Origin of the sequence: Pseudomonas sp. Root562 (assembly GCF_001427125.1) — a bacterium.
Classification (GTDB): Bacteria; Pseudomonadota; Gammaproteobacteria; order Pseudomonadales; family Pseudomonadaceae; genus Aquipseudomonas.
The window spans coordinates 136,585-151,784 of record NZ_LMGK01000004.1 but is presented as its reverse complement, the minus strand read 5'-3'; the positions used below and the strand labels follow the sequence as shown (position 1 = coordinate 151,784).

15 protein-coding genes are annotated in these 15,200 nt (G+C 59.3%); all 15 read left to right on the top strand.

Features of this window, described 5'->3' with window-relative positions:
* Positions 1-31: 31 nt before the first annotated feature.
* The 15 genes from ASD60_RS05585 to ASD60_RS05515 all read left to right on the top strand — a co-directional run bounded on the left by ASD60_RS05585 (position 32) and on the right by ASD60_RS05515 (position 15,171).
* Positions 32-382 (top strand): flagellar protein FlaG, encoded by a 351-nt coding sequence (locus tag ASD60_RS05585; protein ID WP_056853031.1) that lies wholly within the window; start codon positions 32-34, stop codon positions 380-382.
* Between the two features lie 82 nt (positions 383-464).
* Positions 465-1,850 (top strand): flagellar filament capping protein FliD, encoded by a 1,386-nt coding sequence (gene fliD / locus ASD60_RS05580; protein ID WP_056853030.1) that lies wholly within the window; start codon positions 465-467, stop codon positions 1,848-1,850.
* 156 nt (positions 1,851-2,006) lie between these two features.
* On the top strand, positions 2,007-2,396 hold the full coding sequence (fliS, locus tag ASD60_RS05575) for a flagellar export chaperone FliS (protein ID WP_056853029.1): 390 nt from the start codon (positions 2,007-2,009) through the stop codon (positions 2,394-2,396).
* Between the two features lie 24 nt (positions 2,397-2,420).
* Complete coding sequence (fliT, locus tag ASD60_RS05570) at positions 2,421-2,717, top strand: flagellar protein FliT (RefSeq protein ID WP_056853028.1); 297 nt, start codon at positions 2,421-2,423, stop codon at positions 2,715-2,717.
* Positions 2,718-2,888: 171 nt separating this feature from the next.
* A complete protein-coding gene (locus tag ASD60_RS05565; protein WP_056853027.1) occupies positions 2,889-4,364 on the top strand; it encodes a sigma-54 dependent transcriptional regulator in 1,476 nt (491 codons plus the stop codon).
* A gap of 128 nt (positions 4,365-4,492) precedes the next feature.
* Positions 4,493-5,698, top strand: a complete 1,206-nt coding sequence (locus ASD60_RS05560) for a sensor histidine kinase (protein ID WP_162250570.1) — start codon at positions 4,493-4,495, stop codon at positions 5,696-5,698.
* 5 nt (positions 5,699-5,703) lie between these two features.
* Positions 5,704-7,095 (top strand): sigma-54-dependent transcriptional regulator, encoded by a 1,392-nt coding sequence (locus tag ASD60_RS05555; protein ID WP_056853025.1) that lies wholly within the window; start codon positions 5,704-5,706, stop codon positions 7,093-7,095.
* A gap of 107 nt (positions 7,096-7,202) precedes the next feature.
* Positions 7,203-7,532: a flagellar hook-basal body complex protein FliE gene (gene fliE, locus ASD60_RS05550; RefSeq protein ID WP_056853024.1), complete on the top strand. Its 330-nt coding sequence runs from the start codon at positions 7,203-7,205 to the stop codon at positions 7,530-7,532.
* A 15-nt stretch (positions 7,533-7,547) separates the two neighbouring features.
* Positions 7,548-9,335, top strand: a complete 1,788-nt coding sequence (gene fliF / locus ASD60_RS05545) for a flagellar basal-body MS-ring/collar protein FliF (RefSeq protein WP_056853023.1) — start codon at positions 7,548-7,550, stop codon at positions 9,333-9,335.
* On the top strand, positions 9,328-10,347 hold the full coding sequence (fliG, locus tag ASD60_RS05540) for a flagellar motor switch protein FliG (RefSeq protein WP_056853022.1): 1,020 nt from the start codon (positions 9,328-9,330) through the stop codon (positions 10,345-10,347). Before fliF ends, fliG begins: the two co-directional genes overlap by 8 nt.
* Before the next feature lie 4 nt (positions 10,348-10,351).
* A complete protein-coding gene (gene fliH / locus ASD60_RS05535; protein ID WP_056853021.1) occupies positions 10,352-11,149 on the top strand; it encodes a flagellar assembly protein FliH in 798 nt (265 codons plus the stop codon).
* Positions 11,139-12,497: a flagellar protein export ATPase FliI gene (fliI, locus tag ASD60_RS05530; RefSeq protein ID WP_056853020.1), complete on the top strand. Its 1,359-nt coding sequence runs from the start codon at positions 11,139-11,141 to the stop codon at positions 12,495-12,497. Before fliH ends, fliI begins: the two co-directional genes overlap by 11 nt.
* A gap of 6 nt (positions 12,498-12,503) precedes the next feature.
* Positions 12,504-12,953 (top strand): flagellar export protein FliJ, encoded by a 450-nt coding sequence (gene fliJ / locus ASD60_RS05525; protein ID WP_056853019.1) that lies wholly within the window; start codon positions 12,504-12,506, stop codon positions 12,951-12,953.
* Positions 12,954-13,159: 206 nt separating this feature from the next.
* Complete coding sequence (locus tag ASD60_RS05520) at positions 13,160-13,459, top strand: STAS domain-containing protein (protein ID WP_056853018.1); 300 nt, start codon at positions 13,160-13,162, stop codon at positions 13,457-13,459.
* A 5-nt stretch (positions 13,460-13,464) separates the two neighbouring features.
* The gene (locus ASD60_RS05515; RefSeq protein ID WP_130908479.1) at positions 13,465-15,171 is read left to right on the top strand and encodes an ATP-binding SpoIIE family protein phosphatase; all 1,707 of its coding nucleotides are present in this window, start codon (positions 13,465-13,467) and stop codon (positions 15,169-15,171) included.
* The last annotated feature ends 29 nt before the right edge of the window (positions 15,172-15,200 follow it).

The window sequence follows — 15,200 nt, the reverse complement described above, 5'->3', positions numbered from 1 at the left end:
TTTTGTCTTTTGAGCAGCGAGGAGATTTAGCATGGACATGAGCGTCAAGTTGAACCTGTCTTATCCCGCCGTTGCCCCACAAAGCGCAACGCCAGCTGTTACTGATAAAAAAGATCAGCCCAAGACGGAAGTTGCAGCAACAGCGGGTGTCGAGCCCAAGCGTGACGAGCTGGAAAAAGCTGTCACCGATATTCAGGAGTTCGTCCAGGCTGCCCAGCGCAATCTGGATTTTTCCATTGATGACTCTACTGGCCGTGTCGTGGTCAAAGTCATCGCAACCGAAACGGGGTTGGTGATTCGCCAGATCCCTTCGGAAGCAGCACTAAAACTGGCACAGAGCCTGTCGGACGCCAGTAGTTTGTTGTTTGACGACAAAGTCTGAACTGGCATGAATTTTGTTGCTGTCTGCAACTCAAGGCGCACTTCGTCAAGAAAGCAGCAGCCACTGAACTAGGAGATAGATGATGGCGGGTACATCGGTCAGCGGTATTGGTTCGAACATCGATACCCAAGCGATTGTGAAGTCTTTGGTGGATTCCGAAAGGGCTCCGAAACAGACACAAATCAACAATCAAACGCTGAAGGCAACCACCTCGCTGTCGTCTATCGGCAAAATCCAGGCGGCGCTGGATGCCTTCCGTGGCGCGTTGGAAACCATGAGAACCAGCGCCAGCTTCAGCGGGCTGAGCGGTACATCGTCCGATGACAAAGTTGCCACTGTAACGACCGGCAACGGCGCGGCAGCGGGCAGCTTCTCGTTGCTGGTCACCAAGCTGGCGACTGCGTCGAAAATCTCGTCCAAGGTTTTCGCAGGCGGAGCGTCTTCAATCGTAAACGCCGGGACTACACCGACCACGTTGACCATCAAGCAGGGTTCAAAGACCTTCGATGTCAGTGTTCCTGGTGGTGCGACACTGCAACAAGTGCGTGATTCGATCAACTCCCAATATGCGAACCAGGGTTTGAGTGCCAACATTCTGACCGATGCCAACGGTTCTCGCATGGTGTTGACCTCTACCACCACCGGTATTGGTTCCGACCTGATCCTCAGTGGCAGTTCTGGTCTCGATGTTGGCACCTCGGTCCTTGCTACGCCTCAGAATGCTCAGTACGTTCTCGACGGCGTTGCGATGGACTCCAAGAGCAATACAATTGTTGATGCCGTGAGCGGCATCACTCTCAAACTGACGGGTGTTTCTCCAGCGCCTTCCGGTGGCGGTGCGGCGACGCCGGCCACGATCACCGTTGCGGCTAACAACGCAACGCTGAAGTCGTCGGTCAAAGGCTTCGTCGATACCTACAATGCCCTGATCAAGGCTGCTAACGCGGAGACTCAGGTCACCACCGGTGCCGACGGTACTGTGACGTCCGGTGCATTGACTGGCGATGCTTCACTGCGCTCGATGATTTCTGCGGTGCGCACCGAGCTGAACGCGATGGGTGGAACCGGTCAGATGAAGTCGCTTGCTCAGTTCGGCGTCAAGACCGACCAGAAGACCGGGTTACTGTCGATCGACGACAAGTTGTTCGACGCCGCAGCGCAGACCAATGCCGCTGACATCAATGGCATTTTCAGCGGTGATACCGGTTTGCTGGCGCGCATGAAAAAAGCCACTGACAGCTTTGCCCTGAGCAAGACCGGCGTCTTCGCCGCGCGCTCGGCAAGCCTGACCGACAGCCTTAACGATCTGAAAAAGCAGCAGGACTCCCTTGATGCACGCATGGCCAGCCTGCAGTTGAGTCTGACCGCCAAGTACACCGCAATGGACTCCCTGGTGGCCAAACTGCGGGCGCAGAGCGACAGCATCATGACCACGCTCAATGCGCTGAACAATCCGAAGGACGATTGATCGGCATCAAGCATTAAAAAACCCAGGCAGTCTGTAATGACAGCGCCTGGGTTTTTTCATGGGTGGACGGTCTGCGTTAAAGTTATCTGTCGCTCAGTCGACATAAAGATCAGAGCCTTCCCAATTTCAAGCTGTTGTCTGTCACGAGGTAGAAACATGAACCCCATGAGAGCCCTTCGCCAATACCAGAAGGTCAATTCCCATGCTCAGATCTCTGAAGCCAATCCCCATCGTCTGGTGCAACTGCTGATGGAAGGCGGGCTGGATCGCATGGCCCAGGCCAAGGGCGCTATGGAGCGTGGCGACATCGCACTCAAGGGGTTGATGATGGGCAAGGCCGTGGACATCATCATCGGCCTGCGCGATGGCTTGAATCCGGAAAAAACCGACGATCCAGCGTCGCTCCAACAGCTCGACAATTTGTACGCCTACATGATGACGCGCCTGATGGAAGCCAATCGCGATAACAATGCGGCGATCATCGACGAAGTCTCAGGCTTGCTCGAAACCCTGAAAAGCGGTTGGGATGCCATTGCCAATCAATAGGCCCAAGGGTCTGAGGATCACGTCATGAGTCAAGCACTGCGGCGCATAGAAGAAACCCGTGAAGCCCTGATCGATGCCCTGGCGGCGCGAAACTGGGATGCCATAGGCGAGCTGGATTCGGCCTGCCGCGAGTGCGTGGACGAAGTGCTCAGTGAGGCACCCATCGACGAAGAAGCTGTGCGAAGCAATCTTGAGGGGTTGTTGGCCGTGTATAAAGACTTGCTGACGGCGACGATGGGTGAGCGTCAGGCGATAGTCGACGAGATGTCGCAGATCACCCAAGCACAAAAGGCATCAAAGGTTTACCATCTGTTTGGTTAATTGACGCCAGTTAATCCAAACAAAGTGCGCCATAAATTTGACTGTGCACGGATTTTTGACTTAACTAGTGGCTGTTCCAGATTTCAGTCGTCTTCAGGCATATCAGGCCTGCAAGCGTTTAGCTTGCCCCAGCATTTTGGGCATTGAGTTGACTAGGGAAGTTGCTATTGCATGTGGCGTGAAACCAAAATTCTGCTGATTGATGACGATAGCGTCCGCCGCCGCGACCTGGCGGTGATTTTAAATTTTCTCGGTGAAGAAAATTTACCCTGCGGAAGCCATGACTGGCAGCAGGCTGTCGGCTCTTTGTCGTCTAGTCGAGAAGTAATCTGTGTCCTCATCGGGACGGTCAATGCTCCTGGTGCACTTTTGGGCTTGCTAAAGACACTCTCGACCTGGGATGAGTTCCTTCCGGTTTTGTTAATGGGCGATAATTCTTCCATTGACTTGCCTGAAGACCAGCGTCGCCGGGTGCTTTCGACTCTCGAAATGCCACCGAGCTACAGCAAATTGCTCGATTCGTTGCACCGTGCCCAGGTCTATCGCGAGATGTACGACCAGGCCCGGGAGCGCGGTCGTCATCGCGAACCCAATCTTTTCCGTAGTCTTGTCGGCACCAGCCGGGCGATTCAGCACGTCCGCCAGATGATGCAGCAAGTCGCCGACACCGATGCCAGCGTGCTGATCCTCGGTGAGTCCGGTACCGGCAAGGAAGTGGTCGCGCGCAACCTGCATTACCATTCCAAGCGCCGCGAAGCGCCGTTCGTGCCAGTCAACTGCGGGGCTATTCCTGCCGAGCTGCTCGAGAGCGAATTGTTCGGCCACGAGAAGGGCGCCTTCACCGGCGCGATCACCAGCCGCGCCGGGCGTTTTGAACTGGCCAACGGCGGTACCCTGTTCCTCGATGAAATCGGCGACATGCCGCTGCCGATGCAGGTCAAATTGCTGCGCGTGTTGCAGGAGCGCACCTTCGAGCGCGTGGGCAGCAACAAGACCCAGAGCGTCGACGTGCGCATCATTGCGGCGACCCACAAGAATCTCGAAAGCATGATCGAGATCGGCACTTTCCGCGAAGATTTGTACTATCGCCTGAATGTGTTCCCGATCGAGATGGCGCCCTTGCGCGAGCGCGTCGAAGATATTCCGCTGTTGATGAACGAGCTGATCTCGCGCATGGAGCACGAGAAGCGTGGTTCGATTCGCTTCAACTCCGCCGCCATCATGTCCCTGTGCCGTCATGGCTGGCCGGGCAACGTCCGTGAGTTGGCGAACCTGGTGGAGCGCATGGCGATCATGCACCCGTACGGGGTAATCGGCGTGGTCGAGTTGCCGAAGAAATTCCGCTACGTCGACGACGAAGACGAGCAGATGGTCGACACCCTGCGCAGTGATCTCGAAGAGCGCGTGGCGATCAACGGCCATACCCCGGACTTCACCGCCGGTGCCATGCTGCCGCCGGAAGGCCTGGACCTTAAGGACTACCTGGGTGGCCTGGAGCAGGGCTTGATTCAACAGGCGCTCGACGATGCCAACGGCATTGTGGCGCGTGCTGCCGAACGCCTGCGTATCCGACGCACCACGCTCGTGGAGAAGATGCGCAAGTACGGCATGAGCCGTCGTGACGGAGATGAACAGGCGGATGATTGACGCCTGTTTTTCAAGTCATTCATTTATAGGCGGTTTTTTTTAGGCACGGGTATTGCTACATCCCTCGCAACGTTCCGTTTCACTGACGGTCAGCACAGCGAGAGAGCACGATGCCCCAAGCCGCCCAGATGTCTCATGGCCCTGATGCCCTGGGGCAATCATCGTCCGTAGAACAGGCCAGCCGGCTTGGCCTCGAGCAGGCTTTCGCACTGTTCAACCAGATGTCGAGTCAATTGACCGACTCCTACAGCATGCTTGAAGCGCGGGTCACCGAGCTCAAGGGCGAACTGGCGGTCGTCAGTGCCCAGCGCATGCAGGAGCTGGCGGAAAAAGAACGCCTGGCCAACCGTCTGCAAAACCTTCTCGATCTGTTGCCCGGTGGTGTCATCGTCATCGACGCTCAGGGTGTGGTGCGTGAGGCCAACCCGACGGCCTGCGAGCTGCTCGGCCTGCCGCTCGAGGGTGAGTTGTGGCGTCATGTCATTGCGCGCTGCTTTGCGCCGCGTAAAGACGATGGTCACGAAGTCTCTTTGAAGGATGGTCGACGCCTGTCGATTGCCACGCGTTCGCTGGACGCTGAGCCCGGTCAATTGGTGTTGCTCAACGACCTGACTGAAACCCGTCATCTGCAAGATCAACTGGCTCGACACGAGCGGCTGTCCTCCCTGGGGCGCATGGTTGCCTCGCTGGCCCATCAGATTCGTACGCCTTTGTCCGCTGCATTGCTCTACGCCAGTCATTTGACCGAGCAAGCGTTGCCCGTCGAGACTCAGCAGCGATTTGCCGGGCGGCTCAAGGAGCGTTTGCACGAGTTGGAGCATCAGGTGCGCGACATGCTGGTGTTCGCGCGCGGCGAATTGCCGTTGACCGACCGCGTCACGCCGAAGCAATTGATGCAATCGTTACAAGCGGCGGCGCTGCCCCACGTGCAGGATCTGCCGATCCGCTGGCAGTGCGACAGTCATGCCGGCGACCTGTTGTGCAATCGCGACACCCTGGTCGGTGCGCTTCTCAACCTTATCGAAAACGCCATTCAAGCCAGCGCCGGTGACGTGCGCTTGAAGGTGCATCTGTATGCCCGGGACAACCATTTGCGTGTGTGTGTCAGCGACAGCGGCAGTGGCATCGAAGGCACCGTGCTGGCGCGTCTGGGTGAGCCATTTTTCACGACCAAAGCCACCGGTACCGGTCTCGGCCTGACCGTGGTCAAGGCGGTTGCCCGTGCTCATCAGGGAGAATTGCAGCTGCGTTCGCGAATCGGTCGCGGCACGTGTGCGCAGGTAGTCCTGCCGCTTTTTGTCAGCGATAAAAGCAGCGCTCAGGGAGCGGAGTGAAGGTCATGGGTATCAAGGTTCTGCTGGTCGAAGATGACCGCGCGCTGCGTGAAGCGTTGGCCGATACGCTCTTGCTCGCCGGGCATGATTACAAAGCCGTCGGTTCGGCGGAAGAAGCCCTGGCGGCGGTCGAAACCGAGGCGTTCAACCTGGTCGTCAGCGACGTCAACATGCCGGGTATGGACGGGCATCAACTGCTTGGCCTGCTGCGCGCGCGACAACCGCAACTGCCGGTGTTGCTGATGACGGCGCACGGTGCCGTGGAGCGGGCGGTCGATGCAATGCGCCAGGGTGCGGCTGATTATCTGGTCAAGCCATTCGAAGCCAAGGCATTGCTCGATCTGGTATCGCGCCATGCGTTGGGCAATCTTGGCGCCAGCGACAACGAAGGGCCGGTGGCTTTCGAGCCGGCCAGTGCGCAACTCCTGGAATTGGCCGCACGTGTAGCACGCAGCGATTCCACAGTGTTGATCTCGGGTGAGTCCGGCACCGGCAAGGAGGTGTTGGCGCGCTACATTCACCAGCACTCGCACCGCGCCAGTCAGCCATTCATTGCGATCAACTGCGCGGCGATTCCCGACAACATGCTCGAAGCCACGCTGTTTGGTCACGAGAAGGGCTCGTTCACTGGCGCCATCGCGGCCCAGGCCGGCAAGTTCGAGCAGGCCGACGGCGGGACCATCCTGCTCGACGAAATCTCCGAAATGCCCTTGGGGCTGCAAGCCAAGTTGTTGCGTGTGCTGCAAGAGCGCGAAGTCGAGCGGGTCGGTGCGCGCAAGCCGATCACGCTGGATATTCGCGTGGTCGCCACCACCAACCGGGATCTGGCCGGGGAAGTGGCGGCGGGGCGCTTCCGTGAGGACCTCTATTATCGCCTGTCGGTGTTCCCGCTGGCATGGCGGCCGCTGCGGGAGCGTACCGCCGATATTCTGCCGCTGGCCGAGCGGCTGCTGGCCAAGCACGTCAACAAAATGAAGCATGCCGCGGCGAGGTTGTCGCCCGAGGCGCAGGCGTGCCTGATCGCCTACCCGTGGCCGGGCAATGTGCGCGAACTGGATAACGCGATTCAGCGCGCATTGATCCTTCAACAGGGCGGCATGATTCAGCCTCAGGATTTCTGTCTGGCAGGGCCGGTGGCTTGCGCGCCGTTGCCGGCATTGGTGCCGCTGTCGACCCCGCTGCGCACGGTGGAAGTTGACGCCGAGTCTGCCGGGGCGTTGGGCGATGACCTGCGACGTCGCGAGTTCCAGATGATCATCGACACCTTGCGCACCGAGCGCGGCCGCCGCAAGGAAGCTGCCGAGCGTCTGGGCATCAGCCCGCGCACCTTGCGCTACAAGCTGGCGCAGATGCGGGATGCCGGAATGGACGTCGAGGCGTATCTGTTCGCCACCTGACCCGCTCTTGCAGAGGGGCTGGCTGGAAAGCTGGCACCCTTGTTGCTAACACCTCATTACCCGCCGAGTGAGTGTCAAAAAATTGCGGGCCGCCAAAGAGAGAAATCATGAGCCAAGGTATTGAATTCAATCGGTTGATGCTGGATATGCGCGCCATGCAAATGGATGCCATGTCTGCGCCTAAATCGACTGCCGCCGTCCCTGAACTGAATGGCAGCAGCTTTTCCGACATGCTCGGTCAGGCCGTCAATAAAGTGAACGACACCCAACAGGCTTCCTCTCAGTTGGCCAGCGCCTTCGAGATCGGCAAGAGCGGCGTCGATCTGACGGACGTGATGATTTCCTCGCAGAAGGCCAGCGTGTCTTTCCAGGCATTGACCCAAGTACGTAACAAGCTGGTTCAGGCTTACCAAGACATCATGCAGATGCCGGTTTAAGGACGAGATTGAGTCATGGCAGAAGCAGTCGCCGATAATGTTCCGGCCAAGGCCACTCCAGTAGACGGCAAACCGCCGCTGTTCGGGTTGTCCTTCCTGGAAAACCTCTCCGAGATGACCATGCTGCGTCAGGTGGGCCTGTTGGTCGGCCTGGCTGCGAGCGTGGCGATTGGTTTTGCCGTGGTGTTGTGGTCCCAGCAGCCGGACTACCGTCCGTTGTACGGCAGCCTGGCCGGTATGGACGCCAAGCAAGTCATGGACACCCTGGCCGCCGCCGACATTGCCTACACCGTCGAACCGAATTCCGGCGCCTTGCTGGTCAAGGCTGAAGACCTGTCCCGCGCGCGGCTCAAGCTCGCCGGCGCTGGTGTCACTCCCAGCGATGGCAACATCGGTTTTGAAATTCTCGATAAAGAGCAGGGCCTGGGCACCAGCCAGTTCATGGAAGCGACCCGTTATCGTCGTGGCCTCGAAGGTGAACTGGCCCGGACCATTTCCAGCCTGAACAACGTCAAGGGTGCTCGCGTGCACCTGGCGATTCCGAAAAGCTCGGTGTTTGTGCGCGATGAACGCAAGCCGAGTGCGTCGGTACTGGTTGAACTGTATTCTGGCCGCTCGTTGGAGCCGGGCCAGGTGGTGGCCATCGTCAATCTGGTGGCGACCAGCGTTCCCGAGCTGAGCAAGTCGCAGATCACTGTTGTTGACCAAAAGGGCAACCTGCTCTCCGATCAGGCGGAAAACTCCGAACTGACCATGGCCGGCAAGCAATTCGATTACAGCCGCCGCATGGAAAGCATGCTCACCCAGCGTGTGCACAACATACTGCAACCGGTGCTGGGCAACGATCGCTATAAAGCCGAAGTCTCCGCCGATGTGGACTTTAGTGCCGTCGAGTCGACTTCCGAGCAGTTCAACCCCGATCAACCGGCGTTGCGCAGCGAGCAGTCGGTCAACGAACAACGTACCGCCAGCAATGGTCCGCAAGGTGTCCCCGGTGCATTGAGCAACCAGCCACCCGCGCCGGCCTCCGCCCCGCAAACCACCGCTGGCGCCGCGCCTGCTGCCGGGATGGTCCAGCCAGGCCAGCCGCTGATCGATGCCAACGGCCAGCAAATCATGGACCCGGCCACCGGCCAGCCGATGCTGGCGCCATACCCGGCTGACAAGCGTCAACAATCCACCAAGAACTTCGAACTCGACCGTTCCATCAGCCATACCAAGCAGCAACAGGGGCGTCTGAATCGCCTGTCGGTGTCGGTGGTGGTGGATGACCAGGTCAAGGTCAACCCGGCCAACGGTGAAACCACCCGCGCACCGTGGACCGCCGACGAATTGGCGCGCTTCACCCGTTTGGTCCAGGACGCGGTCGGTTTCGATGCCAGCCGTGGTGACAGCGTCAGTGTGATCAACATGCCGTTCTCTGCCGATCGCGGCGAAGTGATCGCCGACATTCCGTTCTATTCCCAGCCTTGGTTCTGGGACATCGTCAAGCAAGTGCTGGGTGTCCTGTTCATTCTGGTGCTGGTGTTCGGCGTACTGCGCCCGGTGCTCAACAACATCACCGGTGGTGGCAAGGGCAAGCAGCTGGCCGGTATCGGCAGCGATGTCGAGTTGGGTGGCATGGGTGGTCTGGACGGCGAACTGGCCAACGACCGTGTCAGCCTTGGCGGCCCGCAAAGCATCTTGCTGCCTAGCCCGAGCGAAGGCTATGACGCACAGTTGAACGCAATCAAGAGTCTGGTGGCAGAAGACCCGGGTCGTGTGGCCCAGGTCGTGAAAGAGTGGATTAACGCAGATGAGTGATAACCGAGCCGTTGCCGCCAAGCTGACCAAGGTCGACAAAGCCGCGATTCTGCTGCTGTCCCTTGGCTCTACCGATGCCGCCCAGGTGTTGCGCCACATGGGGCCTAAAGAGGTCCAGCGTGTGGGCGTGGCCATGGCGCAGATGGGGAACGTTCACCGTGAGCAGGTCGAGCAGGTGATGAGCGAGTTCGTCGACATCGTCGGCGACCAGACCAGCCTGGGCGTCGGCTCCGACGACTACGTGCGCAAAATGCTCACCCAGGCCTTGGGCGAAGACAAGGCCAACGGCCTGATCGACCGCATTCTGTTGGGTGGCAACACCAGTGGCCTCGACAGCCTGAAGTGGATGGAACCCCGCGCCGTCGCCGACGTTATTCGTTACGAGCACCCGCAGATCCAGGCGATCGTGGTGGCGTATCTCGACCCGGACCAGGCCGGTGAAGTGCTCGGCAACTTCGACCACAAGGTGCGTCTGGACATCATTCTGCGGGTTTCCTCGCTGAACACCGTGCAGCCAGCGGCCCTGAAAGAACTCAACCAGATTCTCGAGAAGCAGTTCTCCGGCAACTCCAACGCTTCGCGTACTACCCTGGGCGGCATCAAGCGTGCGGCGGACATCATGAACTTCCTCGACAGTTCGATCGAAGGCCAGCTCATGGACTCGATCCGCGAAGTCGACGAAGACCTGTCCGGTCAGATCGAAGACCTCATGTTCGTGTTCAACAATTTGGCCGATGTCGACGACCGCGGTATCCAGGCATTGCTGCGCGAAGTGTCTTCCGATGTGCTGGTGCTGGCGCTCAAGGGCTCGGACGAAGGCGTCAAAGAGAAAATCTTCAAGAACATGTCCAAGCGTGCCGCCGAACTGTTGCGCGACGACCTCGAAGCCAAAGGCCCGGTGCGCGTCAGCGATGTGGAAACCGCGCAGAAAGAAATCCTCACCATCGCCCGCCGAATGGCCGAAGCCGGAGAAATCGTTCTCGGTGGCAAGGGCGGCGAGGAAATGATTTAAGCCCATGGCCAAGCATGATGATTTGCCCACTGACCTGATCCGGGCCGGGGATGTCAGTGGTTTCGATACCTGGGCGCTGCCCAGCTTCGACCCGCCAGCCCCCGAGCCTGAACCGGAGCCGGAACCCGAGCCGCCGGAAATGGAAGAAGTGCCACTGGAGGAAGTCCAGCCACTGACCCTCGAAGAGCTCGAAAGCATTCGCCAGGAAGCCTATAACGAAGGCTTCGCGGTGGGTGAAAAAGAAGGTTTCCATAGCACCACCCTCAAGGTCCGCCAGGAAGCCGAACAGGCATTGGCGCCAAAGATCGCCGGGCTGGAGCAACTGATGGCGCATCTGTTCGAGCCGATCGCCGAACAGGACACCCAGATTGAAAAGTCCTTGGTCGATCTCGTGCAGCACATCACCAAACAAGTGATTCAGCGCGAACTGGCCATTGACTCGACGCAGATCGAACACGTCATGCGCGAGGCGCTCAAGTTGTTGCCGCTGGGCGTGGGCAACGTGCGGCTGTACATCAATCCGCAGGATTTCGAACAGGTCAAAGCCCTGCGCGAACGCCATGAAGAAACCTGGCGCATTGTCGAAGACGAGTCGCTGTTGCCGGGCGGCTGTCGGGTCGAGACCGAGCACAGTCGTATTGACGCCACGGTGGAAACCCGCGTCAAACAGGTCATGGACAAATTGTTCGATCAGCTCCACGAGCAGGCACTGCACCCAGCTGCGCCGGACGTGAGTCTGGAATTGCCGGTCGAAAGCAAACCCGCAGTCGCAGCCGATGCGGATCTCCCCGATGCGCCTTGAACGGACCAGTTTCGCCAAGCGCCTGAGCAGCTATGCAGAGGCCACGGAACTGGCTGGCGCACCGATTCTTGAAGGCCGCTTGCTGCGTATGGTCGGCCTCACCCTTGAGGCCGAAGGCTTGCGCGCGGCGATGGGCAGTCGTTGCATGGTCATCAATGACGACAGCTACCATCCGGTGCAGGTCGAAGCCGAAGTCATGGGCTTTTCCGGCAGCAAGGTCTTCCTGATGCCGGTCGGCAGCGTCGCCGGTATTGCACCCGGTGCCCGCGTCGTTCCTTTGTCCGACACGGGTCGCTTGCCGATGGGCATGAGCATGCTTGGCCGTGTACTCGATGGCGCCGGTCGTGCACTGGATGGCAAGGGCGGGATGAAGGCCGAAGACTGGGTGCCGATGGACGGCCCGACTATCAACCCGCTCAAACGCGAACCGATCAGCGAGCCGCTGGATGTAGGCATTCGTTGCATCAACGGCATGCTGACGGTCGGTCGCGGCCAGCGCCTCGGTCTGTTCGCCGGTACCGGCGTCGGTAAATCCGTGCTGTTGGGCATGATGACCCGCTTCACCGAGGCCGACATCATCGTCGTCGGGCTGATCGGCGAGCGGGGTCGTGAAGTTAAAGAGTTCATCGAGCACATCCTCGGTGAAGAAGGGCTCAAGCGTTCGGTGGTGGTGGCGTCCCCGGCGGACGATGCACCGCTGATGCGTCTGCGCGCCGCCATGTACTGCACACGAATCGCCGAATATTTTCGTGACAAGGGCAAGAACGTCCTGTTGCTGATGGATTCGCTGACCCGTTTCGCCCAGGCCCAGCGGGAAATCGCCCTGGCCATCGGCGAGCCACCTGCGACCAAGGGTTATCCGCCTTCAGTGTTCGCCAAGTTGCCGAAACTGGTGGAACGAGCGGGTAATGCCGAGAAGGGCGGCGGTTCGATCACAGCGTTCTACACCGTGCTGTCCGAAGGCGATGACCAGCAGGACCCGATTGCCGACTCGGCGAGGGGCGTGCTCGACGGGCACATCGTGCTGTCCCGGCGCTTGGCCGAGGAGGGGCATTACCCGGCTATCGATATCGAGGCGTCCATCAGCCGGGTGATGCCAGCGGTGGTGTCACCGGAACACATGACCCGTGCGCAGTATTTCAAGCAATTGTGGTCGCGTTATCAGCAAAGTCGCGACTTGATCAGCGTCGGCGCATACGTCGCCGGTGGTGACCGCGAGACCGACCTGGCGATCTCCCTGCAACCGCAACTGGTCAAGTACTTGCGCCAGGGTCTCAACGACAGCATCAGCCTGGGCGAAAGCGAAGCGTATCTCGCCTCGATCTTCGCGCCCGCGGCGGGCGGCTAACCGGCCATGGCCCAGACTCGGGCAGGGCGCCTGGCCCCCGTGGTGGAAATGGCCGAGAAGGCCGAAAAAACCGCGGTCCAGCGCTTGGGGCACTTTCAAGGGCAAGTGCGGCTGGCCGAAAGTAAACTCGCCGACCTTGAAGCCTTTCGTCTCGACTATCAGGAACAGTGGATCGTGCGCGGCAGCAGTGGCGTATCGGGTCAATGGCTGCTCGGGTATCAGGGGTTTCTGGCGCAATTGGGCACGGCCATCGATCAGCAGCGGCAAAGCCTGGCCTGGCACCAGAACAACCTGAACAAGGCACGGGACACCTGGCAACAGGCGTTTGCCCGTGTCGAAGGTTTGCGCAAACTGGTGCAGCGGTATGCCGATGAAGCGCGGGCCATTGAGGACAAGCGCGAACAGAAACTGCTGGATGAATTATCGCAGCGCTTGCCACGGCAGGATCAGTATTGAATCAGGCTGACCGCGTTATCGTTCATCGCGGGCAAGCCATGCTCCTACGGGATTGTTGCGATCTTGTGAGCTTCATGAAACCTGTAGGAGCATGGCTTGCCCGCGATAGCGATCCGACGGCCGTCACAACGCCTTGCCTTGCCCCAACCTCTACCAAATGCTAAACCTTGTACAAGCAGGTTCACCAATGACAAGGAAGCCATGACATGTCAGTTGTTACAGAAGTATCCCCCGACGGCCAGAAGCTGACGATATCGGTCAAGGGACGGTTCGATTTCGCCAAGCATCAAGAGTTTCGTGAGTCCTACGAACACAAAGATCTTGGAGCGGTTGTAGTCGACCTGAAAGAAGCGACCTATCTCGACAGCTCTGCGCTGGGCATGTTGCTGCTGTTGCGTGATCACGCTGGCGGTGAAAACTCCGATATCCGCGTGGTCAACAGCAGTTCGGATGTGAGGAAAATCCTCGCCATCTCCAACTTCGACAAACTGTTCGACATCAGTTGACGGCCGTGCACGCTGCACTCGAGTCATTGACGATCCTCATCGCCGAAGACAGCGCGGCCGATCGCATGCTGCTATCGAGTATTGTCCGCCGTCAGGGCCACGAAGTACTGACGGCAGCCAACGGTGCCGAAGCGGTCGAGGCGTTTCGCCAGAATCGTCCGCAACTGGTGTTGATGGACGCAATGATGCCGGTGATGGACGGCTTCGAGGCAGCACAGCAGATCAAGGCACTGGCCGGGGAAACTCTGGTGCCGATCATCTTCCTGACCTCGCTTTCCGAAAGTGAAGCGCTCGCCCGCTGCCTGGAGGCCGGGGGCGACGATTTTTTGGCAAAACCCTACAACCAGGTGATCCTCGCCGCCAAAATCAAGGCGATGGATCGCTTGCGGCGGCTGCAAGCGACCGTGTTGCAACAGCGTGACCAGATTGCCCGGCACCACGATTATCTGCTCAACGAGCAGCGGGTGGCCAAGGCCGTGTTCGACAAGGTGGCCCATTCCGGTTGCTTGAACGCTGCCAATATCCGCTACCTGCAATCGCCTTACGCACTGTTCAATGGTGACTTGTTGTTGGCTGCGTACACACCGGCGGGCGACATGCATGTGCTGCTCGGTGACTTCACCGGCCATGGTTTGCCCGCCGCGGTAGGGGCCATGCCGCTGGCGGAAGTTTTCTACGGGATGACGGCCAAGGGTTACGGCTTGTCGGAAACCCTGCGCGAGATGAACGCCAAGCTCAAACGCATCTTGCCGGTGGACATGTTCTGTTGCGCAACGATGCTGTGTCTGAGTTTTCAGAGCCGTTCGGTGGAAGTATGGAACGGCGGCATGCCCGACGGTTATCTGCACAGCATCGCCACGGGTGAACGCACGCCGTTGTCGGCTCGGCACTTGCCGTTGGGCGTGCTGAGCGCGCAGACATTCGATGACAGCACGCAAGTGTTTCCGATGGCGGAGGGTGACCGGGTTTTCCTCTTGTCCGACGGGGTGATCGATACCTGCGATGCCAACGATCAGTTGTTCGGGGTGGAGCGCCTGCAACGGGTTTTTTCGGACAATCGTGAACCGGATGCGCTGTTCGAGGAAATCGGCCAGGCGCTGCGCGACTTTGGCGGTGAGACCCGCGACGATGTCAGTATGGTTGAAATCAGCTTGCTTGAGACTTCGCCGCTGATTGCGCCGACCCCGGTGTATTCCGACAGCGGTCAGTCGTGCCCGCTGGACTGGTCAGTGAGTTTCGAATTTCGCGCCGCAACCCTCAAGCGCTTCAATCCACTGCCGTTCCTCCTGCAATTACTGCTTGAGGTCCATGGTCTACGGACGCAGAGCGGGGCGCTCTACAGTGTGTTGGCCGAGTTGTATTCCAATGCGCTCGAGCATGGTGTCCTGGGTCTGGACTCAAGCCTCAAGCGCGATGTTTCGGGGTTCACCCGTTATTATCAACAGCGCAACACACGCCTGGACGAGCTGCAGGACGGCTACGTACGGGTGCATCTGCAGGTCACGCCGCAGGGTGAAGGTGGTTGTCTGGTGATCCGCGTCGAGGACAGCGGCAAAGGGTTTGACGTCGCGCGGGTGCTGGATCGCCCGGTTGATCCTGTCCGTCTGTCGGGACGTGGTGTGAGTCTGATCCGTCAGTTGGGGCGTAACGCCAGTTGGTCCGACGATGGTCGAAGTGCCCGCGTGGAGTTTTTCTGGGAGGCTCTGGCATAATCCACGCATTCTTGATCAAGGAGTGAGCA